Annotated in this window: 23 protein-coding genes; 14 read left to right on the top strand and 9 right to left on the bottom strand. The window is 64.2% G+C overall.

Annotated elements, in window-relative coordinates:
• Window positions 1-436 precede the first annotated feature (436 nt).
• Window positions 437-1,912, top strand: a complete 1,476-nt coding sequence (locus NNX38_RS14805; protein WP_255798721.1) for an amino acid permease — start codon at window positions 437-439, stop codon at window positions 1,910-1,912.
• Between the two features lie 122 nt (window positions 1,913-2,034).
• Window positions 2,035-3,729 carry a cyclic nucleotide-binding domain-containing thioredoxin-disulfide reductase gene (locus tag NNX38_RS14800; protein WP_255798720.1) on the top strand — a complete coding sequence of 565 codons (1,695 nt, stop codon included), beginning with the start codon at window positions 2,035-2,037 and terminating at the stop codon, window positions 3,727-3,729.
• A gap of 55 nt (window positions 3,730-3,784) precedes the next feature.
• Here the strand turns inward: NNX38_RS14800 and NNX38_RS14795 are convergent, their stop codons facing one another.
• Complete coding sequence (locus NNX38_RS14795; protein ID WP_255798719.1) at window positions 3,785-4,621, bottom strand: PhzF family phenazine biosynthesis protein; 837 nt, start codon at window positions 4,619-4,621, stop codon at window positions 3,785-3,787.
• Between the two features lie 241 nt (window positions 4,622-4,862).
• Between NNX38_RS14795 and NNX38_RS14790 the strand changes: the two genes are divergently transcribed.
• The 4 genes from NNX38_RS14790 to NNX38_RS14775 all read left to right on the top strand — a co-directional run bounded on the left by NNX38_RS14790 (window position 4,863) and on the right by NNX38_RS14775 (window position 8,715).
• Complete coding sequence (locus NNX38_RS14790) at window positions 4,863-5,639, top strand: hypothetical protein (RefSeq protein WP_255798718.1); 777 nt, start codon at window positions 4,863-4,865, stop codon at window positions 5,637-5,639.
• Between the two features lie 112 nt (window positions 5,640-5,751).
• Window positions 5,752-7,137 (top strand): NAD(P)/FAD-dependent oxidoreductase, encoded by a 1,386-nt coding sequence (locus tag NNX38_RS14785; RefSeq protein WP_255798717.1) that lies wholly within the window; start codon window positions 5,752-5,754, stop codon window positions 7,135-7,137.
• 1 nt (window position 7,138) lies between these two features.
• Complete coding sequence (locus NNX38_RS14780; RefSeq protein WP_255798716.1) at window positions 7,139-7,966, top strand: SDR family oxidoreductase; 828 nt, start codon at window positions 7,139-7,141, stop codon at window positions 7,964-7,966.
• A 161-nt stretch (window positions 7,967-8,127) separates the two neighbouring features.
• Window positions 8,128-8,715, top strand: a complete 588-nt coding sequence (locus tag NNX38_RS14775) for a DUF3060 domain-containing protein (RefSeq protein WP_255798715.1) — start codon at window positions 8,128-8,130, stop codon at window positions 8,713-8,715.
• Window positions 8,716-8,743: 28 nt separating this feature from the next.
• Here the strand turns inward: NNX38_RS14775 and NNX38_RS14770 are convergent, their stop codons facing one another.
• Window positions 8,744-9,307 (bottom strand): GrpB family protein, encoded by a 564-nt coding sequence (locus NNX38_RS14770; RefSeq protein WP_255798714.1) that lies wholly within the window; start codon window positions 9,305-9,307, stop codon window positions 8,744-8,746.
• 117 nt (window positions 9,308-9,424) lie between these two features.
• Window positions 9,425-10,525, bottom strand: coding sequence for an acyl-CoA desaturase (locus NNX38_RS14765; protein ID WP_255798713.1), 1,101 nt, complete (start codon window positions 10,523-10,525; stop codon window positions 9,425-9,427).
• Window positions 10,526-10,832: 307 nt separating this feature from the next.
• Here NNX38_RS14765 and NNX38_RS14760 point away from each other — a divergent pair, with 307 nt between their 5' ends.
• Window positions 10,833-12,110 carry a DUF3500 domain-containing protein gene (locus NNX38_RS14760; protein WP_255798712.1) on the top strand — a complete coding sequence of 426 codons (1,278 nt, stop codon included), beginning with the start codon at window positions 10,833-10,835 and terminating at the stop codon, window positions 12,108-12,110.
• On the opposite strand, the gene NNX38_RS14755 is transcribed toward NNX38_RS14760, so the two are convergent.
• The gene (locus NNX38_RS14755; RefSeq protein ID WP_255798711.1) at window positions 12,107-13,450 is read right to left on the bottom strand and encodes an APC family permease; all 1,344 of its coding nucleotides are present in this window, start codon (window positions 13,448-13,450) and stop codon (window positions 12,107-12,109) included. The two genes, NNX38_RS14760 and NNX38_RS14755, sit on opposite strands and share 4 nt — an antisense overlap.
• A gap of 87 nt (window positions 13,451-13,537) precedes the next feature.
• Window positions 13,538-14,434, bottom strand: a complete 897-nt coding sequence (locus NNX38_RS14750) for a LysR family transcriptional regulator (RefSeq protein ID WP_255798710.1) — start codon at window positions 14,432-14,434, stop codon at window positions 13,538-13,540.
• Window positions 14,435-14,506: 72 nt separating this feature from the next.
• Here NNX38_RS14750 and NNX38_RS14745 point away from each other — a divergent pair, with 72 nt between their 5' ends.
• Together NNX38_RS14745 and NNX38_RS14740 are read left to right on the top strand one after the other, a co-directional pair.
• Window positions 14,507-15,469, top strand: coding sequence for a DMT family transporter (locus tag NNX38_RS14745; RefSeq protein ID WP_255798709.1), 963 nt, complete (start codon window positions 14,507-14,509; stop codon window positions 15,467-15,469).
• 53 nt (window positions 15,470-15,522) lie between these two features.
• Window positions 15,523-15,936: a VOC family protein gene (locus NNX38_RS14740; protein ID WP_255798708.1), complete on the top strand. Its 414-nt coding sequence runs from the start codon at window positions 15,523-15,525 to the stop codon at window positions 15,934-15,936.
• Between the two features lie 55 nt (window positions 15,937-15,991).
• Here NNX38_RS14740 and NNX38_RS14735 read toward each other — a convergent pair whose 3' ends face one another.
• The gene (locus NNX38_RS14735) at window positions 15,992-16,414 is read right to left on the bottom strand and encodes a nucleoside 2-deoxyribosyltransferase (RefSeq protein WP_255798707.1); all 423 of its coding nucleotides are present in this window, start codon (window positions 16,412-16,414) and stop codon (window positions 15,992-15,994) included.
• Window positions 16,415-16,577: 163 nt separating this feature from the next.
• Between NNX38_RS14735 and NNX38_RS14730 the strand changes: the two genes are divergently transcribed.
• Window positions 16,578-17,414 carry a MerR family transcriptional regulator gene (locus NNX38_RS14730; protein WP_255798706.1) on the top strand — a complete coding sequence of 279 codons (837 nt, stop codon included), beginning with the start codon at window positions 16,578-16,580 and terminating at the stop codon, window positions 17,412-17,414.
• 108 nt (window positions 17,415-17,522) lie between these two features.
• Complete coding sequence (locus NNX38_RS14725) at window positions 17,523-17,831, top strand: hypothetical protein (RefSeq protein ID WP_255798705.1); 309 nt, start codon at window positions 17,523-17,525, stop codon at window positions 17,829-17,831.
• 30 nt (window positions 17,832-17,861) lie between these two features.
• On the opposite strand, the gene NNX38_RS14720 is transcribed toward NNX38_RS14725, so the two are convergent.
• Both NNX38_RS14720 and NNX38_RS14715 read right to left on the bottom strand, forming a co-directional pair.
• Window positions 17,862-18,341: a hypothetical protein gene (locus tag NNX38_RS14720; RefSeq protein WP_255798704.1), complete on the bottom strand. Its 480-nt coding sequence runs from the start codon at window positions 18,339-18,341 to the stop codon at window positions 17,862-17,864.
• Window positions 18,338-18,679, bottom strand: coding sequence for a PadR family transcriptional regulator (locus NNX38_RS14715; RefSeq protein WP_255798703.1), 342 nt, complete (start codon window positions 18,677-18,679; stop codon window positions 18,338-18,340). Before NNX38_RS14715 ends, NNX38_RS14720 begins: the two co-directional genes overlap by 4 nt.
• Before the next feature lie 81 nt (window positions 18,680-18,760).
• Between NNX38_RS14715 and NNX38_RS14710 the strand changes: the two genes are divergently transcribed.
• From NNX38_RS14710 to NNX38_RS14700, 3 genes are read left to right on the top strand one after another with little or no spacing between them, the layout of a single operon-like run.
• Window positions 18,761-19,462 carry a histidine phosphatase family protein gene (locus NNX38_RS14710; protein ID WP_255798702.1) on the top strand — a complete coding sequence of 234 codons (702 nt, stop codon included), beginning with the start codon at window positions 18,761-18,763 and terminating at the stop codon, window positions 19,460-19,462.
• 15 nt (window positions 19,463-19,477) lie between these two features.
• Complete coding sequence (locus tag NNX38_RS14705) at window positions 19,478-20,038, top strand: DUF3090 family protein (RefSeq protein ID WP_255798701.1); 561 nt, start codon at window positions 19,478-19,480, stop codon at window positions 20,036-20,038.
• Complete coding sequence (locus tag NNX38_RS14700) at window positions 20,038-20,805, top strand: SCO1664 family protein (protein WP_255798700.1); 768 nt, start codon at window positions 20,038-20,040, stop codon at window positions 20,803-20,805. The genes NNX38_RS14705 and NNX38_RS14700 overlap by 1 nt, the downstream gene beginning before the upstream one ends.
• Window positions 20,806-20,883: 78 nt before the next feature.
• On the opposite strand, the gene NNX38_RS14695 is transcribed toward NNX38_RS14700, so the two are convergent.
• Window positions 20,884-22,389, bottom strand: coding sequence for a tripartite tricarboxylate transporter permease (locus NNX38_RS14695; RefSeq protein WP_255798698.1), 1,506 nt, complete (start codon window positions 22,387-22,389; stop codon window positions 20,884-20,886).

Here is a 22,389-nt window from a genome sequence, read left to right as displayed (position 1 = left end):
TCCTCAGCACCCGCTCGGCCAGCTGACTGCCTGCGGGGTCCGGGTCCATCTACGTCCGCAGGCCATCAGGGTATTGATGAGCATGCCGCGGGCATTCCGATACTGACGCTGCTGGGCATCGGGGTCTCATTCTCGTCACACGAGCTGCTTCGACGGGCGCGGCACCCTGGAGCCGGCCCTCATCCTCCTGTGCTGGGTTCTACACCCACCCGGACAGGGTCCGCCCCGTAAACGCCCTTGTGGCAAATACTCACCATGCTTCCGTTTTTGACGCTGCGATGCGACCGGCGCCATAGTCTACGGGTGAATTTGTTAGAGCCCCGAACAACCAGAGAGCATGAGTAAGCACACGCCAACGCCCTTCAACGCCTGCCGCTGCGGTTTGCAACTCCGGCGATAACCCCGCCGGCTCAAATAGATAAAAGGACAACCACCAATGACACAGCAAGCGGCCAGCCCGGAGCAAAAGGCTCCCGACCGCACAGCCGAAACCAGTATCGAGCACGAGGACGCGGGTTACCAGAAGGGCCTCAAGCCCCGCCAGGTGCAAATGATTGCCATTGGCGGGGCCATCGGTACCGGTCTGTTCATGGGTGCCGGCGGCCGGCTGGCCACGGCCGGGCCGTCGTTGGTCATCAGCTACGCCGTCTGCGGTTTCTTCGCCTTCCTGATCCTGCGGGCCCTGGGCGAACTGGTGATGCACCGGCCCACCACCGGCTCCTTCGTCTCCTACGCCCGCGAGTTCTTCGGTGAGAAGGCCGCCTTTGTGTCCGGCTGGCTGTACTGGCTGAACTGGGCCATGACCGCAATTGTGGACATCACCGCCGTCGCGCTGTACATGAACTTCTTCAAGAAATACTGGGCCCCCATTGCCGAGGTGCCGCAATGGACCTGGGCCCTGGCCGCCCTGATCCTGGTACTTGGACTTAACCTCGTCAGCGTCAAGGTGTTCGGCGAACTCGAGTTCTGGTTCGCGTTGATCAAGGTAGTGGCCCTGGTGGCCTTCCTGATTGTGGGCATCTGCTTCGTCATCTTCGGCACCCCGGTGGACGGCCAGCAGGTCGGCTTCAGCCTCATCTCGGACAACGGCGGCCTGTTCCCCAACGGCCTGCTGCCCGCCGTCGTCGTAATGCAGGGCGTGGTGTTTGCCTACGCCTCGATCGAGCTCATCGGCACCGCTGCGGGCGAGACCGAGCACCCGGAGAAGATCATGCCGCGGGCCATCAACACGGTGGTTGTTCGCATTGCCGTGTTCTACGTCGGCACCTTGGTCCTGCTCTCGCTGCTGCTGCCCTACAACGCCTACCACGCCGGCGAAAGCCCGTTCGTGACCTTCTTCGGTTCCATCGGCGTCGGCGGCGTGGACGCGATCATGAACCTGGTGGTCCTCACCGCGGCGCTGTCCTCGCTCAACGCCGGCCTGTACTCCACCGGCCGCATCATGCGTTCCATGTCCGTGGCCGGCTCCGCCCCGAAGTTCGCGGCGCGGATGAACAAGGCCGGTGTCCCGTACGGCGGTATCGCCCTGACCGCCGTGGTGGCCCTCCTCGGCGTCGTCCTCAACGCCGTGGTGCCCGCAGACGCCTTCGAAATTGTCCTGAACGTTGCGTCGCTGGGCATCATCAGCACCTGGGCCATGATTGTCCTGTGCCAGATGGAGCTGGCCAAGCGGGCCAAGCGCGGCGAGCTGGAACGTCCCGCATTCCGGATGCCCGGCGCTCCCGTGACCGGCTGGATCACGCTCGTGTTCCTTCTCGCCGTGCTGATCCTGATGGCCTTCGATTCGCCCGTGGGCACCTGGACCATCGCTTCCCTGGTGGTCATCATCCCCGCGCTGATGCTCGGCTGGCGGCTCTGCCGCGACCGCGTCCTGGAACTCGCGGCGGTCCGGGACGGCGACGCCGGGTCGTAGCGTCTGACGTTCCGGCGGGGGCATCCATTTCCGGGTCCAATCGGGTAATCTCACTGCATCCTCAATCCACCTCCCAGCTCCGCGTTTCTCCGGATGAGCATCATCCCTGCGGAAGGATCAACATGACGGATGTCAGTGAGCACCCCGCCCAGCGAACCAGCGATGTGCCGAGTCTTTCCGACTCCCAGTGGGACAGACTCCTCTCTCTGGCCGCGCCAACCGACGTCAGCGCCGGCGACTATGTCTTTCGCGCAGGAGATTTGAACTATCCGATGATCCTCGTGGAATCGGGGGCCATTGAAATGGTCCGCGACCCGTTGTGGTGGGATGAAGAAACCGTTCTCAGCACGCTGGGACCGCGCTCGTTCGCCGGCGAGCTCGGGCTGCTCAACGGACAGTCCGCACTCCTGTCGGCGCGGGTGAAGGAGTCCGGCCGGATCCGCCGCCTGGCCCGCGAGGACCTGCGGCTGGTTATGAACCAGGATGACGATCTGGGCGGAATTGTTCTGCATACTCTCTGGGAACGCCGTGAAGCGCTTCGTCGGGGCCCGGCAGCCATGACGCTCAAGTTCATCGGCACGGAAGCATCGAGCGGACTGCTGGCTCTTCGGCGCTTCGCAGAGCGTCTGGATTTGATTCATACCGTCTTCGTCGTCCCGCCGGACGACATGGGCGTCCTCGACGGCCACGGCATCGCAGCCGATGATCTGCCGGCAGCGCTGATCCAGGGCAAGCTGATAAAGCGTGCGACGCCGGGGACTATCGCCGAGCGGCTCGGGTTGAGTTACCAGCCCCACCACGAGGGCGCGACGGACCTGCTAGTCGTGGGCGGCGGACCTGCCGGGCTCGCGGCGGCCATCTACGCAGCTTCCGAAGGGCTGAGCACGGTGGTGCTCGACGCCGTCGCGCCCGGCGGCCAGGCGGCGTCGACCTCTCGAATCGAGAACTTCCTTGGTTTTCCCTTTGGAGTTGCCGGCGGAGACCTCATCCGCCAAGCCACACTGCAGGCGATCAAGTTCGGGGTGAGGATCTGGGCGCCCTGCGATGCGGTGTCTCTCGAGACTATGACTGATGGCCTCAGGCTCACGCTGGGTGACGGCGCTACCCTCCATACCCGCACCGCATTGATTACGTCCGGGGCCGCCTACCGAAGTCTCGGTGTTCAGGGGTGGGAGGACTTCGAGGGACGCGGCATCTATTACGCCGCTACCAGCCTCGAGGTGCGCCAAGTCACAGGCCACCCGGTGGTTGTGGTCGGCGGGGCGAACTCGGCCGGCCAGGCGGCGCTCTATCTCGCATCCCATGGATGCCAGGTCCATCTGGTGGTGCGGGGAACCGAGGTTGGTGCGCGGATGTCCTCCTACCTCGTGGACCGCCTGCGGGAGGATCCCCGAATCCGTATCCATACCGAATCGAACATCATCGGATTGGACGGTGGCTCCGCCCTGGATTCGGTCCGCATCGATACCGCCGGTTCGGTGGATGCGCGCGGCCTGTTCTGCTTCATCGGAGCCGACCCTGCCAGCGCCTGGCTGCCCACCCTGGATAGAGACACTGCAGGCTTCATCCGTACCGGAACCGACATCGCCATCCAGGCCCTGGACCAGTGGCAGCCGCTGGGCCGCGAACCTATGCCCTTTGAAACCTCCACGCCAGGCGTTTTTGCAGCAGGCGACGTCCGTCACGGCTCTATGAAGCGCATCGCGGCAGCGGTCGGCGAAGGGTCAAGCGCCGTCGCGTCCGTGCATCGGGCCCTTGGCGACCCGGCTAGTCCTCTCGTCCGAGCGCCGCGCTCTCCCGCCGGGCGAAGCACCTAGCCGCGTTCTGGAATTCGCGTCGCTTGGGCGGACGACGGCGACTGCCGCCCGAACACTACAGCCGGACCGTCCCCCCGATGCAGCCCGTGACCTGTCCTCCAACCCAGATTTTCCCCTCGCTGAGACTGACATGGACACGGCCTCTGCGCCCAAGAACCGTTCCCTGTGAAGCGGTGTAGGGCGGCGACGCCACAGCTGTGTCGGTCAGCCAGCGTGCCAGGCCCGCGTTCAGGCTGCCGGTCACGGGGTCTTCCCAGACGGGGTCGCCTCCGACGAAGGCACGCACCTCGAACTGGGTTTCCTCCATGGGCCCATAGGGCCCCACCACGCCGATTTCCAGATCGCCGGCCTTGCCCGGATCGGGCAGCAGGCTCAAGACTTCCTGTGCAGAGGAAAGCCGAATCCCAATCCATCGAGGACCATTAACCAGCCAGGACGCATCAAGGATGTTCTCCCGGGGGATCCCCAGAATTGCCGCTATCCGTTGCGCCAGCGGCTCGTCCACGGGTTCGTAGCGGGTGAGCGGCGGCGCCGCGAAGGCCAGCTGATCCCCCGCTACGCGGATCGTTATCAGCCCTGCCGCGCATTCCTGGATGACTGTTCCGTCGGGCCTTGGCGATCCCCCGGCGTCCAGCCAGGCTTTGGCGGTTCCAAGGGTTGGATGGCCGGCGAAAGGCAGTTCTTCCTTGGTGGTGAAGATCCGCACCCGGTAGTCAGCCTCCGGTGTGGTTGGTGGCAGGAGGAACGTCGTCTCCGAGAGGTTTGTCCAGGTTGCGAACCGCTGCATCTCTTCGGCATTCAGGCCGTCGGCGTCGTGAACAACCGCCAACGCATTGCCCCGATACGGCTCAGAGGAGAAGACATCAACTTCGCTGTAGGGACGGACTTTCATGGCGCCACTGTAACAAGATGCCTCCGGCGGGCCTGGCGCTGAGGAGGCCCGCGCCAATCCGTCCTGGTGTTCAAACCTGTGGGAATTCAAAGCCTGCCGGGACGGTTATATACGGGTAGAACATCTGCTTTTGCTGGCAGCCTAAACCGGGATCGGAGTCCACAGCCGACAACCAGAGTGGAGTTGTAATCTGGCGTAGTTGGCTGCAGCTCCGCCACTATCCATTCACGAGAGGATCATGATGTCTCGCCTTACCGTGGGGAACATCTTCAAAGTCACCGTCGCGCTCCTCTTCTTTCCTTTTATGCCACTCCTGGTGCTGATGATCGGGGTACGCAGGAGTAACTGGAAAGTGATCCTTGAGGGTGGCCTATACGTTGCGCTCGTCCTGGCGGCCGTCGCCCTGCCCGGGAACGCAGCGCAGTTCATCCTCTCGTTCTTCGTGGTTCTCGGGCTCATAGCCGTAGCGGGTATGCGGTCCTACATGCTCCGGGACCTGTGGCTGCACCCCAGGACCCGGGGACCGCAGGTTATGCCCCAGCAGGCCGGCGCCCCGGCCCAGCCCGGGACAGCGACAACGCCGCCGGAGGACCTGTCCTCCGCTTTGGCCTGGTCTGCCGCCCTCGCCAAACGAAACAGGAGCCGCCTTCCGTCCGAGGCCTACGTCAGCATTCTGGAAACCTGCCAGACGCTGGACGCGGTGATCGACGCCGAAACGCGCCAGCCGCTGGGCGATCCCCAATTTGAGTACGAACTGTCCGCCACTGTGCGTGACTACCTGCCGAGCGTTCTTCAGAGTTACGTGGCCATTCCGCCCAAGATGCTGGAGACCAAACAGGCGAGCGGAAGGACCCCCAACGAGGAACTGGCCGAGCAGTTGCAGCTCCTTGCCGGACAGGCCGAGACGCTGCACGCCAGCCGTCACCGCCGCACCTCTGCGGAGCTGACCAACACGGGCAACTTCCTTCGGGAGCGGTTCGGGCACCGTCAGGGCGGCTTCGACTTCGGGATTAAGTAGCCAGCACGACGCCGCCTGCCGGGGTGTTGCTAACGCTTGGCGCGGCCGGGTAAGTCTACAGTGACGTAGGTCACAGTATTGCCCGGCCTACATCCACCTGCTTGGAGCGCCAATGACGACAGTCCACAGCACAGCACCCGCCGACGAGCTCGGCAGCAGCGAGCGCGAGCGCGTATGCGTCATCGGCGCGGGCTGCTCCGGAATCACTGCGGCCAAAGTTCTCCACGAACGGGGACTTGCCTTCGATTGCTTTGAACTCTCGGACCGGGTCGGCGGCAACTGGGTATGGGGCAACAGCAACGGGGTGTCCGCGGCCTACAAGTCCCTGCACATCAACACCTCGCGCAGCCGGATGGAATTCAGCGACTTTCCCATGCCCGCGAACCTGCCCAATTTCGCACGCCACGACCAGGTCGCGGCGTACTTCGACGCCTACGTCGACCACTTCGGGTTCCGGGACAAGATCACCTTCAACACCGGTGTGGAGCACGTGCGCCCCCTGCCCGGCGGCGGCTTCGAGGTTCGGCTGAGCACCGCCGAGACCCGGCGCTACGGCTCGGTCATAGTGGCCAACGGCCACCACTGGGACCCCCGCATGCCGGAGCCACCCTTCCCCGGCGCCGAAGGTTTCACCGGTGAGCAGATGCACTCCCACGACTACACGGACGAGCAACAGCTCACCGGCAAGCGGATCGTGGTGCTCGGCATGGGCAACTCGGCCATGGATATCTGTACAGATGCCAGCTACCACGCGGCCGAGACCTACCTCTCCCACCGTCGGGGCGTGCACATCATTCCCAAGTACGTCTTCGGCAAGCCCTTCGACGAGATCGGAGCGCACGAGAAGATCCCGTCCCGGGTCCGCTGGGGCGTCGCCCGCGTGGTCATGCGCGCCGCCACCGGCCCAATGTCGCGTTACGGCCTTCAGGAACCCGACCACAAGTTCGCCCAGGCCCACCCGACCGTCTCCAGCCGGATACTCGACAGGCTGGCCCACGGTGACGTGGTCCCGAAGCCCAACATCCAGCGTTTCGACGGTGACAGCGTAGTCTTCACCGACGGCACCCGCGTCGCGGCCGACCTGGTGATCTACTGCACCGGCTACAAGATCTCGTTCCCGTTCTTTGACGCCGGCTTCCTCGACCCCTCCGGAGATAACGAGATCCGGCTCTACCAGCGGATGTTCCACCCGACGGTGCCGGGGCTGTACTTCATCGGACTGGTTCAACCGCTCGGTGCGGTAATGCCGATCGCCGAGCGGCAGTCCGAGCTCGCCGCCGACCATCTCCAGGGCCGTTACGTTCTGCCCGAGCGGGCCACGATGGACGCCGAGATCGACCGCCACCGCAAGGCGATCACCAAAAGGTACGTCGCCAGCAAGCGGCACACCATCCAGGTGGATTTCGTCGATTACATGCGTGCCCTGCGCAGGGAGCGCGATGCCGGAGCGCGGCGCAGAACCGCTGCGCAGGCCGCAACCGACAGTGTGGGGGCCTGACATGGCCGGGAACACTGAGCAGCACTCGCGCCGCGTCGCCGTCGTCACCGGCGCCGCCCGCGGTATCGGGCACGCCACCGCGGCCCGGCTGTTGCGCAATGGATGGAAAGTCGGCGCCTTCGACATCGAAAGCCAGGGCCTCGCCGAACTTAAGGACATCGCTGCCGAGCATGGCACCACGGTGGTCACGGGAACACTCGATGTCCGGGACGCCCAGCAGTGGCGCGACGCCCTGGCCTCCGTTGGCGAGGACCATTTGGACCTTCTGGTCAACAACGCCGGGCTGCTGGCTGCCGGGCCGTTCGTTGATACAGACCTTGAACGGCACCGGGCGCTCGTGGACGTCAACGTTCTCGGCACCATCAACGGTGCGCATACCGCGTTCCCGTACCTGAAGAACGCTGACAGGCCGGTGCTGCTCAACCTGGGATCCGCCTCAGCCATTTACGGGCAGCCCGATCTTGCCACCTACGGCGCCACGAAGTTCGCGGTCCGCGGCCTGACCGAGGCACTGGAACTGGAATGGGCGGAGCATGGCATTGCCGTGCTCGATCTGTGGCCGCTGTTCGTCAACACCGGGATGGTTAAGGGCGTCAGTATCGGAGCAATCCAGTCGCTCGGCGTGCGGCTGAACGAAACCGACGTTGCCGCAGCTGCCGTCGCCGCCGTGGAACGCAGCATCAGGTCCCGCCTCAATCGGAAGTGGCCCCGCAACGTCCACCACGCCGTCGGACCGCAGGCACGCTTCCTAGTCATGCTCTCCCAGATGACTCCGAACTGGGCCAACCGGCTCATCACCGAGCGTCTCACCCGGCGGCCAGCTGCCTGACCCCCAGCGTTCTGCGGAGTTGCGTGGCCATCCGGTGCAAGATGCTGGATGATTAACAGGCAAACGGAAGAGCCCCAATTGAGGAATTGCTCGGGCAGCTGCAGCTTTCTCTCCGGGCAGGCCGATACAACATCCAGCCCCGCCTAGCTGAGGAGACCCGCATGTACCGAAGCTCCCGCATCACCGCCCCCGTGATCACCGCCGTTGCGGGCCTGGCACTCATCGCCGGATGCTCTGCCGACCCGGCGCCGACACCCGAGGAAACCGGAACCCCATCATCAACCAGCGTCGGAACACCGGAGAGCACGGCCACGGCCTCCGCGACGGACCCAAGCGCATCAACGACATCCGGCGGCTCCGGTGCGACGATCACCCTCAGCCGGGGGCAGGAACATAAAATCACTGAAGCGAACACCAGCGTCAGCATTACCTGCTCCGGCGGCGGGGACATCGACGTCGAGACAAATGGCTCCACGGTGCGGACCACTGGTCAATGTGAAGACATCGACATCCGGGGCAATAACAACTCAGTCAGCGGCGAGGACGCCGAAAGCCTCGACATTGAGGGCAACAATAATTCAGCCACCCTCAGCAATGTGCCCGACATCGATGTGGACGGAACTGCGAACTCTGTCGGCGTCGAGGAGACCGGTGACATCGACGTCGAAGGAGAGAACAACACCGTCACCTACACCTCAGGGGACCCCTTGATCGAAACCGAGGGTACGAACTCCGTCTCGGCCGGATGAACACGAGCATGGCCACCTGTTTATCTGATTAGCCTCCGCGAGCTGCTCTTGCCCGTGCCTTGATCGCCAGGATGACGTCGGTCTTGGCGTCGGCGTAGTCGTTCATATCGTCCCACTGCCTGCTGAGCAGCGCTCTCTTAGTGCTCTCATAGAGGGCGCGGTCATCCGCATTTGCCCGCAGGTGGTCGCGCAGGATGAGGTATTCGTCCACGGCAGGATCGTCTCGCCCGTACAGGTGCACGTGCACGTCACGGGCCGGTGTGCGTACGAGGCGATGTCCCGGTTCGCGTACCCGCAGTTCGTATCCGGCGGCGATGAGCGGATCGAGGTAGTCCTCTTCGGCGGTGATGTCCTCTACCGCAACCACGATGTCGATGATCGGCTTCGCTGCCAGTCCTGGAACCGACGTCGAGCCGATGTGCTCGATCCCGGCGTTCGCTGTCCCGATGGCACCCTCAATGCGGTGACGGTGAGTGAGATAAATTGCCGGCCACCGGTCGTCGTAGCTGTGGAGGTGAAGTTCGAGTCGCTCGGGCCCCCCGATCAGCTCCAGCGTCGTCACGTCCGGTCGTCGCGGTTTTCGGCTTTTCATCACCGGAACATTCTTGCAGGGCGTCCGCTGCCCCGCGGGCCGCCGTCGCAGTACGGAGTCTGGTTTCCCAGGCAGAGGCGACGCCGGCCCGCGCGTAGGCGCGGCAGGGTTTACGAACTACACGCGGTGCGTGCTGGCCAGCGGGCATGCCCACGTATCGACGCCGCCGCGGCCCACCCTGTTGATATAGGCGGTGACGTCCTTCAGGGACTGGCCAAACCCGGTTTCGGTGTACCGCACCCCCAGCTGGTCACAGTACTGGCGGACCAGCGGGGCAACTTTTCGCAGATTCGGGCGGGACATGGAGGGAAACAGGTGGTGCTCCACCTGGAAGTTCAGACCTCCCATAAAGGTATCCACCCACCGGCCGCCGGTGATGTTACGGCTCATCAAGACCTGGCGGCGCAGGAAATCGATGCCCGCTTCCCGGGGCGCGATCGGCATGCCGATGTGGTTCGGGGCGAAGGAAATACCCATATACAGCCCGAAGACGGCGAGCTGGACGCCGATGAATGCTGCGCCCTTGCCCGGTGAAAGCACGGCGAAGACCAGCGCCACGTAACTGACCAGGCGCACAGTGATGAAGCTAAGTTCCACCCACCGCCGCTTGATCCGGCCCCGTCCCAGCACCCGTTTAATGCCCTGCACATGCAGGTTGACGCCCTCGAGCAGGAGCAGCGGGAAGAAAAAGTAACCCTGTTTGGTGGCAAGCCAGCGCGTGAAACGGTTCTTGCGCGCTTCGGCCGCCTCGGGAGTGAAGGCCAGGACGCCGGGAGCGATGTCCGGGTCCGTGCCGATCTTGTTCGGTGCAGCATGATGCTTGCTGTGTTTTGAATTCCACCAGCCAAGGCCCATGCCGGCAAAGAGATTAACCACGATCAGCGAGACCCACTCATTCCACTTCGGCGACACGAAGATCTGCCGGTGTGCGGCGTCGTGTCCCAGGAACGCGATCTGCGTCATCAGCAACGCCAGCACCACCGCGGTCACCATCTGCCACCAGGTGTCCCCCAGCAGGATGAAAGCCAGGGCCAGCACCAGACCAATCAGGGTTACCCCGATCAGCTTGGCCCAGTAGTAGCCGTAGTTCCGGCGCATATACCCGGCTTCCTGGATCTGCCGGGTCAAAGCCGTGAAGTCGCTGAGGTGCCGCTGGCGGGCCGGGCCAGCTGGCCGGTGTTTGCCTTCTCCACTCGAATCCACACTGGTACCCGTCATAACGGCGTCTTCCATAATTCACTTTCATATCGGCGGACGTAGTCCATGTCATATTAACGAACTGCACCGGGTCCGCCCCGTTTGGCCGGGGTGCAGGTCCGCTGCTGTATGCATTTCCGGCTGGCCGCCGTCAAAGCTAAGTCTGCTTATCGTATATGGAAGACGTCTTCTCCCTTTCATTAGGGGGCGGAACGCTGAGCCGTGTTGACGCGTAAGCCGGCCCGTTTCCGGATACTCGACACACGGTTTCAGAAGGCTCTCAGCAACTAGGAAGCGAACGGCAAGGCGCTTTTTCTACTGTGTTCACATGAGGTCATCCAGAACCACCGATACCCTGCCCGCGGCGTCGTCGTTGGTACGACGGCGCGCCCTGCGGGCCGTCTCGCTCCTCCTGGCAGGCGGCCTCGCCCTGACCGGCTGCGCGGCCGACGTCGCTCCCACCTCCGGCACGGCATCCCCCTCTGCTACGAGTGATTCGAGCAGCAGCACGGCCGCGGACCCGAAAATGACGTCGTCGACGACAACCCAGGGGACGATTTCCTCGACGGCAGCTGCCGCTGAGGCCTTCCTGGCGACGCTCAGCGACGAGCAGCGCGATACGGTCCTGTATGACTACGACGACGCGACGAAGACGACGTCCTGGTCAAACTTTCCCGTGACATTCGTCCAGCGTGCCGGCCTGAATCTCGCCGACCTGACCGACGAGCAGAAGACCGCAGCATTGGCGGTCCTGCAGGCACTGCTTAGCGACGAGGCGTACGACACGGTGTCCGGAATTATGGGTGGCGACGAGTACCTGCAGCAGAACAGCAGCAGCACCGAGCAGTCCCTCGGCCAGTACTACATCGCCTTCTTCGGTGACCCGTCCGACACCGGCGCCTTCGAAGTGCAGTTCGGCGGCCACCACCTCGGCATCAACGCGACCCTCGATGGCGCGATGGACGCGATCACGTTCGCTCCCACCCACCTCGGTGTGCAGCCTGCCGTTTACACCGACGCCAACGGCAACGAAGTGCGGCCGTTCGACGGCATCTACACCGATGCGTTCGCATTCTTTGACAGCTTGACGGGGGAACAGCAGGCGACGCTCACGTCGGGCGACGTCAGCATGTGTGCACCTGGCGATGCCTGTGATTTCGACGCCGGAGCCGGCCTCACCGGCGCCGATCTGACCGACGCGCAGAAGCAGTTGCTCCTCGATCTCATCGCGAACTGGTCCGGCATTGCTGACGAGCAGACCACAGCCGGCTCCCGGGCGAAGATCGAAGCCACACTCGATGACACCGTCATCGCGTGGTCCGGTGAGACCACATACGACATGAGCTCCGGGGACGGAATCTCGTTCTCGATCTCTGGGCCGAACGTTTATGTCGCCTTCCAGGCGCAGCAGGGCTCGGCAGGCGCAGATGTCGACGGAGTGTCCACCTCCGGCTGGGGACACGTCCACACCATCTACCGCGACCCCACAAACGACTATGCCAACAGCGTGACGCAGCAAACGGCCTCCGGTATGGGCGGCGGCAGCGGTCCCGCCGGCGGACCACCCGGCGGCGGCACCCCGCCCAACGGCGGCCCGCCTCGTTAGCTACTAGCGTTCACGCGTTCCTGGCGTTTACGCCCGGCTCTGGCAGCGAGGAACAACAAGGATCCGACCACTGCGTAGGCGGCGGCGCCGAGCCAGACAATCCCGCTTTGTTGTGTGAGGAGTGCGATGCTCGCAATGATCGCGAGAATCGGCAGAAATCGTGGGGCTGAGAAGTGGTCGTGGTCCACTTTGTCCTTTTTGAGGACGAGGACGCTGACGTTGGCAGAAAGGAACACCAGGAGTAGGAGCAGCACGGTGGTTTCGGCCAATGTGGCGACATTTCCGAGGAGGGTAAGGACGATCGTCAGTCCGGCAACCACAACAATGGAGACCCAGGGAGTGCGACGGCCTGGCAGCACCCGAGCGAAGGCGTGAGGGAGCAGTTCTGCTTCTGCCAATCCGTAGCCGACACGGCTGGCCATGACCATGAACAGCAGTGCTCCGTTGGCAATGGCGATCAGGGCGATGATGCTGAATAGTCCGGGCGGGATTCCGATGCCGCTGGCGGCGACGACGTCGAGCAGAGGTCCCGTGGAATCGGCCAGTTCGGCCGGGGGCATGACAATGACCGCACCGAGAGCGATGAGGAGGTAGACGACCCCAGCGGTGCAGATAGCACCGAACAGTGCGCGAGGGTAGGCCTTGGATGGGTTACGTACTTCCTCGGCCATGTTTGCTGCCGCCTCGAAGCCCAGGAAAGAGAAAAACGCGACGATCGATGCGGCGAAGGCGCCTTGGAACGGCGGTACGTCCGGCGCGAACTCGAGGAGCCGGGCGGGTTCCCCGTTGCCGGAGGCGAGGACGATGGCGGCCACGACGATGACGAGGACGAGGCCGGATACCTCGATGACAGAAGCTACGAGGTTCGCGGCGAGGGACTCCCGGACGCCGCGAAGGTTGATCAAGGTCAGCAAGATGATGAACGCGACCGCTGCGGGGGCGGACGGCACGTCAATGAGTGCGGTGAGGTAATCGCCCGCGAAGGCGTTCGCGAGGGCAGCGGCTGTGGTGATTCCTGAGGCCATCATCAGGAATCCGACGAGGAATGACACGTAGGGGATGCCAAAAGCCCGGTCGGCGTAGCGGGCGGCTCCTCCGGCGTGCGGGTACTTGGTGATCAGTTCCGCGTATGTCGCGGCAGTAAGTAGCGCGACGACCAGTGCGATGAGGAGGGGTATCCAGATCGCGCCACCGACGTCGGCGGCCATGGTACCCACGAGGGTGTAGATGCCGGCACCAAGGGTGTCGCCCACGATAAATGCGAACAGCAGCGGCACGCCGATTGCCCGCTTCAGCCCGGGCTGTGTGTCTGATGTGGCCGTGCCGGGTTCCTTCGTCATGGGGCTATTGGATTCTGTTTGTCGTCCCTGCGCAACTACTTTGGCGAAATCCGCTGCACCAAAAGCGTTGAGGCAAGTAGTCGAGCACTATTTACCGGCCCGCGTCCGCCGAAGAGCGGTGACGACCTGTTGGACTGCGGTCCTGTGGAGGGCTTCTGGACGGCAGAGGACATCAACGCGCCTGGCCAGCGGTAGATCGCGGATTGGTTTGAGAACAATTCCGCTGCCAGGCGGCGGGGAGGCGGTGTGGCGGGGCATCAGTGCGATGGCAGGTCCGGCGGAGACGATCGCGGCCCCGATGAAGAACTCGTTGATCCGGTGCGTGACGTTGAGGGGTTGGCCGGCGTGAACGGCAATCGCCTGCAGAGCAGGCATGAGCGGAAATCCGTCCTGAACGGACACCCATTCTTCATCGATGAGGTCGGCGATGCTGACGCTTGATGCGTTGGCGAGCCGGTGTTGTTCTGACATGGCGACGTCCAGGGGCTCGCGCACCAGCGGCAGGACGGTGATGGTTTCGGGCCACGGCGTGCTGTGCTCGAGGCGGTGCGCGATGACCAGGTCGTAATCCGCGGTCAGGGATGGGAACTCTTCCTGCCCCACATCCCGGTCGGAGCAGATCAGCCGCGGGCTGCCCTCACCGGATAGGGCCTGGAGCAGGGGGCCGAAGTAGGTCAGGCCCGCACTGTTGAACGCGCAGAGGCTCACCGTCGCGCGGGGGTCTTGGAGATAGTGGCTGACGGCCTGCTCAGCGGAGCGCATGGCAACGCTGATATCGACAGCAGCTCGGGCCAAGGCCTGACCGGCACCGGTCAGGACAAGATTCCGTCCCCGTCGTTCGGTCAGAGGAACCTCGACTCGACGCTGCAACGCCGTGAGTTGCTGCGACACGGCTGACGGAGAGACATGGAGCGCGCGGGCGACGGCGGCAAGGCTTCCCCGCTCGCCCAACTCCCTAAGCAACCGCAACTGGTGGAGATCCATAAGGGGAATCTAAACCATTAGTTCATCAAATGCCCTCTCGTCTTACGGGTACATTGCCATAAGACTTGCGGGGTGCCCTCCCCACGCCCCGCTCCCGCCCCTCCCATACGCGACGAACGACGTCGCCCGCTCTCCTCACTTGTCGCTGCGCGCAGGGTGGACCTGTTCCTGCTCTTGGTCGCTATCGCGTGGGGCAGCAGCTACCTTGCAGCCAAAACCCTCACCGACACGGTCGGCGTCACCGTCATCCTCTCTCTGCGTTTTCTCATCACCACGCTGGCACTGGCCTTGATCTGGCTGATCTGGAAACGCCGCCGGGCCGTGCGCCGCGAACTCATAGTCGGCGTCGTCCTGGGTCTCACCCAGGCCGCGGTACTCATCCTCGAAACCCACGGGATCGCCGGCACCAGCGCGACGAACGCCGGGCTGATCATCAGTCTCGTCGTTGTTTTCACCCCACTCACTGAAAGCGTTGGCTTCCGGGTGCGGGTGCCGCGCACGGTATTCATCGCGGGCGTCGTCGCTGTCGTGGGCGTGTGCCTTCTTGTCTCCGGCGACGGATTCGCGGCACCGACGCTTGGGGACATGCTCGTGCTGGCCGCAGCCGTCGTACGGTCCATCCACGTCACCGCGGTCTCCGCCCTTACCCGGGGCCGAGGTTACAGCGCGCTGAATTTGACCCTGGCCCAAAGCGCGGTCTGCGCCGTCGTCTATACCTGCGCCGATTACCAAGGTGTGCTTCAGGCAGTGCACAGCTTCGATGCGGGCGAATGGATGGGCGTGCTCTACCTTGGGCTGGCGTGCAGCGTGTTCGCTTTCCTCATCCAGACCTGGGCCATTCAACAAACATCCGCCTCCCGGGTTAGCCTCCTGATGGGAACCGAACCCATCTGGGCCGTTCTTATCGGAACCACTATCGGCCGGGAAACCCTCACGCTTCTGGGCATCCTCGGCGCCGCACTCATCATTACCGGCACCTATCTGGGACTACGATCCGAAACACGCCAGCGGGTAGCACCGATGCCGGCGGCTTGATGTGGTGTGGCGAAGGCTGGCCAGGGAACCTTGATGATCGTTAGTCTCGGCCCATGAGCGTATTCCCTCAGGTGCTTCACATGGTTCTCGACACTACTGATGTGCGAGGACTGGCTGAGTTCTACCGCCACCTGCTCGGGCTCCAGTACCGGCCAGGAGATGAGCCCGTGGGTGAGGGCATGCCTGACGACGTCGATTGGCTCGTTCTCACTGATGGACAGGGCGGCCGCAAGCTTGCTTTTCAGCACGTTGACCATTTGAAGAGGACAACATGGCCGCTGCCTGATGTGCCGATGCAGATGCACCTCGACCTGACAGTCCCTGACCGGGAGACACTCGAGCATCATCACTCCAGGGCGTTGGCGTTGGGGGCAGAGCTCCGCTTCGACCGTACGGACGACCTGAACGAGCCGTTGTACGTTTACGCCGATCCGGCCGGTCATCCGTTCTGCATCTTCGTAGCCTGAAGCGAGCATGACGTCCGCTGTGCGTAGGAGGGTCCCTCACCGCGACAGAAACGAGTCAGGCCGAGGCAACGGGCACTTCCCGGCCGACGATCACGGCCAGGAGGTCGTCCAGCGTTCCGTGGCACTTCTCCACCTCGGGTAGGTGGTAGAACGTGCTGGTGGTCTCGGGGTTATTGATGTCCCCGTCCGCGGAATGCAGGATTGTCCTTCTGCCTTGAGCGATTGCGATGCCAAGCTCAACATGCGTGCCCTTCCCGCCCGGAAGCAGGATAACGACGACGTCGGCCCCCATCACTGCATCTCTCTCCTGCTGCCCGATGGAGCGCAGATCATCGAGGGTGGCCGTGCCCGCATCGCGCACTGACGCGTTCTGCGTCCAGTCGTACGCGTTGACGTAGCCCTTGCTTTCCAGGGCTTGCGCGACGTACCGCACGTTGACGATATTTCTGAAGCTCGACGCAACATAGAACCTTTTCAAAGCTTCTCCCTCCTGATTGGAACTGCGGCCATTGTTCCTTACTGAGCCGGCACTCATAAATGCCCCTATCTGTGCGCAGCAGCCACGTAGCGTTGCCACTCACACATCGGCGGGCGGCGCCCGGTTTGACCTTCTACCTACTAGAGGCCTCATGGTTGATTCCATGACCCAGCGACCCCTTCTCTCTATCGGCGATTTCGCCCAGATGACCGGACTCCCGGCGCAGACCCTGCGCTACTACCACCGTCAGGGCCTTCTGGAACCAACCCAGATCGACGAGGAAACCGGGTACCGCGGCTACACCTTCGACCAGACGCACCGCGCTCTGCTGATCATGGCCCTGCGCCGGGCAGCGGTGAGCATCAGTGAGATCCGGACCATACTGGCCAATCCCGATCTGCTGCCCGAAATCCTCACCGAGCATCAGACCGAATTGACGCGTGAACGAAGCCAGGAGGACAACGCCATGGCCCAGGCCTGGCAACTCGCCACCGGGTGGCCGCGGGCCGATGCCCGGGACACGCCCCCGGCTGCGGCGGTAATCCGCCAGGTGCCGGGTGAAACAGCCGCATCGGACGGCGTGATGCTGCCAAAGCGGGTCCGTACGGCAGCGGAGGCACTGCGGCGCGAACTCGTGGACGCGGGCGTGGACGTCGCCGGGCCGCCCTGGTGCCAGTACGCCCTCCAGACCGAGGAGGATAAGGAGAAAGCGAAGACGCCTCAGGGGCCGGACTGGATTATCGCCGTGGACCTTCCCGCAGATGGTGCCCTGCACCCGCTTCCCGGCAACGCCTCCGTCCTGCACCTCCCCGGCCGCCGGGAGTTCAGCGTGGCCCTACCCGCAGTGCCCACGATGGCGGCTTACGCTGCGGCGGTCGAATACCTGACGAGAACCCTTGTGGAGCAGGAACTGGTGCCGGATTTCAGCCGATTCCGTTACGTCCTCGGGCAGGACCACGTGGAGCTCGTCCTGGCGGTTGACCCAGGCAACCTCGCATAATCCCCCTAGGGGTACCCGCGTGCAGCATTGATACCGCCGCAGAGTGCACCCATACTCAAAGCAAATGCAGTTTGTTGCATGAACCTCCGGCCAACCCCTAGGAGCGAGATGTCCGGTCCAGCGCTGGCCAAATCAACGATGAGGTTCGGAACCCGGCTCGGTCTCGCCGCCGTCGTTCTAATTGTTCTGGGTCCATTCATCAACAGGAACTTCGGCATCGGAGATAGCCGGAGCGTCAGTCTGATCCCCGTGCTCTGGGAATCAGCACCTGCAGCCGTGCTGATATCGTTCGTCTACCTGATCTTGGTGGTGCTTTGCGTGTTGCTCTCCGGCCTACTGATCACGACCTCCCTGGTTATCCGCCATGCCGAGGCGAGCGAAGAAGCAACGACGACCATGGAATCTGACCCGCTCTAGAGGACCCTCGAATGGCGGTCGGTGTTCGTGTCAGCTCATCCCCAAAAGGGACGATACGGAATGCATGATGAACAGCCCCACGGAGAACGCGACCGCCGCAATGGACACCCACAGAGCCACCCGCTGCAGAGTCCGGTTTCCGGTATTGCGCCTCATCCGCAAGACCGCCCAGATGAGCATCGCGATGGCAATGAACGGGAGCATCCAATACACGAAGCCCGCAATGGAGCCAACGAGCAGCCAGATGTCGGCCCAGGAACGCGTCGGACCGGGTCCTGGCGCGGGAGCCGGCGTGGCGGCGGCAGCCACCTGCTCCACGGGCCCGAATTCGACGACGATACGTTCAGCAGTCTTCTCCGAAGCACCTTCCCGAGCGAGCATCTCGGCCGCATCCTCGCGCATCGCTTGGACCGTTTCAGCGCGCTCCCGCGGATCGGCGCCGATCAGGGCGCGGTCGAGGTCGGCGAAGTAAGCCTCCAGAAGTGCAGGCATCGGTTCGGTGGTGTTCATGGGGTCTCCTTGATCATGGTCGTGACGTCCGCGGCGAACAGGTGCCAGGTCTCGGTAAAGACCTTCAGGGCGTTCTCACCCTCATCGGTGAGGTGGTAATAGCGGCGGGGAGGTCCGACCGGGGATGGCTCCAGCGTCGTGGTTACCCACCCCTGTTGTCGTAGCCGTGAGAGCAGCGGATACAGCGTGCCTCCGCTGGCGAACAGGACTTTCCGCTCCCCGAGGCGCTCGGCGATCTCCAGTCCGTACGCGGCCCCGGAGCGCAGACAGGCGAGAACACAGTAATCCACGGTGCCCTTGCGGAGTTGCGTCAAAACCGATTCGGGGGAAGGTGTCATGCAATGCAGGCTACCGGTAGGTTGTAATGCAAGCAACCCCCTTGTTCCCGCCGCCGTCGCCGACGTGACTACTCTGGGGAGATGGCAACAGTAATCCTCGTGCGGCACGGCCGCACCACCGCGAACGCCTCCGGAGTGCTGGCTGGCCGGACCCCCGGCGTCGAACTCGACCAGGTGGGCCGCGACCAGGCATCCGCGACCGGTGACCGGCTCGCCGTCGTGCCCGTGGTCGGCGTAGTGTCCAGTCCCCTCGAGCGCTGCCGGCAGACCGCGCAGTTCATCCTTGACCGCCAGACCGGCAACCCTCATGCGCCGGTCGACATCGACCTCACCGAGTGCGATTACGGCTCCTGGCAGGGCCGCACGCTCGAGGAGCTCGCGAAGGAGAAGCTTTGGGCGACGGTGCAGTCGCAGCCCTCCGCCGTCGCCTTTCCCGGCGGCGAGTCCATGGCCGCAATGCAGGCCCGCTCGGTGGCAGCGATCCGGCGCCATGATGCAGCCTTCGAAGCCGAGCACGGGCCCGGCGCCGTCTGGGTGGCGGTGAGCCACGGGGACATCATCAAGTCGGTCCTCGCCGACGCGCTCGGCATGCACCTCGATATGTTCCAGCGCCTCAATGTGGGCCCCGCCTCCGTGTCGATCGTGCACTACGGCTCGGGACGCCCCACCGTCCTCGCGATCAACACCGATGCCGGGGACCTGTCCTGGCTGGCGGCCAGCCCAACGTCGGACGACGCCGCGGTCGGCGGTGGTGCAGGTCACGCGGCACCGCCGGCCCGATGAGCCTAGAGTAGTTCTATGCCTACAACCGTTCACGATTTCGACTGGCCGGACCGCGTCGTCGTCGGCACTGTCGGCGTTCCGGGCCAGCGCACGTTCTACCTGCAGGTGCGCACCGGGAAGCAGATTGTCAGCATTGCCCTGGAGAAACTGCAGTCGGCCCAGCTCGCCGAGAAGATCGACGAGATCCTCGACCAGCTCATGACCGTCGACGGCAACCCCTTCCACGTTCCCGCGAGCACTCCCCTGGAGCTCGTGGACAATGACGATCTCGAGGCGGTGCAGGAACAGTTCCGCGCCGGCGTGATGAGCCTGGGCTGGGATCCGACGACGGCGCAGGTCGTCATCGAGGCCTACCCCCTTGAAGAAGTGGATGAGGACGATGACGGCTTCCTCGAGGAAGACGACGACGAAACCGACGACGCCGAAGAGGTGCTGCGGGTGCGGATGCCGGTCGGCACGGCTCGGGCCTTCGCCAAGCGCACTCGGGAAGTGGTAGGCGCCGGGCGTCCGATCTGCGTGATCTGCGGCCAGCCGATCGACGCCGACGGGCACACCTGCACCTTCCCCGAGGCCTGATGCCCGCGCCCGACCTGGTCACCGCGGAGCTGACGCTCACCGGCCGCCTCACGACGGCGTCCAATGCCACCTTCCTGGGTAGCATCGGCGGGGCGGTCGTGGTCTACAAACCGATCGCCGGCGAGAAACCGCTCTGGGACTTTCCCGAGGGGTGCCTGGCGCACCGCGAGGTGGCCGCTTACCTGGTGTCGGAGGTGCTGGGCTGGAATATCGTGCCGCGCACCTGGCTGCGGGACGGCCGGTTCGGTGAAGGGATGGTCCAGCTCTGGCAGGAGACCGATCCCGAGCAGACCGCCGTGGATCTGGTGCCGGAGGAGGACGTGCCGGACACCGGGTGGAAAGAGGTCCTCCAGGGCCAGGACGAAAGCGGGGGGATCGTTTCCTTGATTCATGAGGACACTCCGGCGCTGCGGCGGATGGCCGTGTTCGACGTCCTGGTCAACAATGCCGACCGCAAGGGCGACCACGTCCTCGCCATGGCGGACGGGCACCGATACGGCGTGGACCACGGACTCACCTTCCACAGCGAGCACAAGCTGCGCACGGTGCTGTGGGGCTGGATCGGCGACGAGTTGAGCGCCGAGGAACTTGCGGGTGTTGACCGGGTTGTTGAAGGGTTGCAGGGTGAGCTGGGCTCGCAGCTGGCGAAGCTGCTCACTGCTGAAGAGATTGAGGCGTTTGCCGCGCGCTGCGTCCGGCTTCGTTCGGCTGGGATGTTTCCCGCTCCGAGCGGTGACATGCCTGCGGTGCCTTGGCCGCTGTTCTAACATTCCGTTGCACAAACCCGTGAGGGGCCCCGCCTGTCGGCAAGGCCCCTCACGGGCTGGTCTGAAACAGGCGGGAACTTACACGTCCTGCCGGGTCCTGTTCACGATCTTGGACCGCAAGGTCACCGCCAGCACTATGAGGAGCAGGGCGTAGAGCACCAGCGGGATGGGCCCGGTCACAAACACGGAGTAGTCACCGTTGGATGAGAGCAGGGCATCGCGCATGCTCGTTTCCGCCAACGGGCCCAGCACAACACCGATCATCAAGGGGGCCAGGGGCATCCCGTGACGACGCATGAGGAAGCCGACCAGGCCGAGCCCGAGCAGCATCAGCAGATCGAACACCGCCCCGGAGGTGGCGTAAACGCCCAGACCGCAGAAGACGGTAATCCCGGCGTATAGGTACGGGGCCGGGATCAGCAGCAGCTTGGCCCACAGCCCGGCGAAGGGCAGGTTGACGATGAGCAGCACGATCATCGCGATGAAGAAGCTTGCCAGCAGCGCCCACACCAAATCAGGCGATCGGTCGAAGAGCAGCGGTCCCGGCTGCAGCCCGTACTGCTGGAACGCGGCGAGCATGATCGCGGCGGTCGCCGAAACCGGCAGGCCCAAAGCCAGCAAAGCTCCCATCGCGGTGCCTGTGGTGGCGTTGCCGGCGGCCTCCGGAGCGGCCAAGCCGCGGATGGCGCCCTTGCCGAACTTCGGCTGTTTGCGGCGCCGGTCAATGCGCCGCTCCACGTCGTAGGAGATGAAGGTCGGAATCTCGGACCCGCCGGCCGGGATAACACCGAAGGGCAGTCCGATGGCGGTGCCCCGGGCCCAGGCCGGGGCTGCCTCTTTGAGCTCGGCACGGGAGAGGAAAGGGCGGCCGGCGGAGCTGATTTGCTGGCCGGTCGGATCGCGGCGGATGCGGGAGGCGATATGGAATACCTCCCCCAGGGCCAGGATGGCTACGGTCACGGTAATCAGGGAGATGCCGTCGAACATCTGGGGCGCACCGAAGCTGAAGCGTTCCGCACCCGAGAACGGGTCGATGCCCACCGTGGCGATACCCAGGCCGATCACCAGCGCCGCGAGGCCCTTCACCACTGAGTCCGACACCACGGAGGACGTGGCGACGAAAGCGAATAAAGCCAGCGCGAAGAACTCGGCGGGGCCGAAGTTCGCTGAGAAATCCGCCAGGGCCGGGGCGAGGAAGACGACAAGGACAGATGCGACCATGCCGCCGATGAACGCGCCGATGGCCGCGGTGGCCAGCGCTTGGGGGGCCCTCCCGTCCTTGGCCATTTTGTGCCCCTCGAACGTGGACGCGATGGCCGAAGCCTGCCCCGGAGTGTTCATGAGGATGGCCATGGTGGAGTCGCCGAACATGCCGCCGAAGTACACGCCGGCGAACATGATGAACGCGGCAGTCGGATCGAGGGCAAAAGTGATGGGCAGCAGCAAGGCCACTGCCATCGAAGAGCCCAGTCCCGGCAGGACACCGACGGCGGTGCCCAGCAGGCAGCCGACAAGTACCCACAGCAGGTTCATTGGGGTCAGGGCGGAAGAGAAGCCTTCCGCCAAGAGGTTGAGTGAATCCAT

It is taken from the genome of Arthrobacter sp. zg-Y238, from assembly GCF_024385525.1.
Lineage (GTDB): Bacteria > Actinomycetota > Actinomycetes > Actinomycetales > Micrococcaceae > Arthrobacter_B > Arthrobacter_B jinronghuae.
The sequence above is the reverse complement of the archived record's forward strand: the minus strand, read 5'-3'. Positions and strand labels throughout refer to the sequence as shown.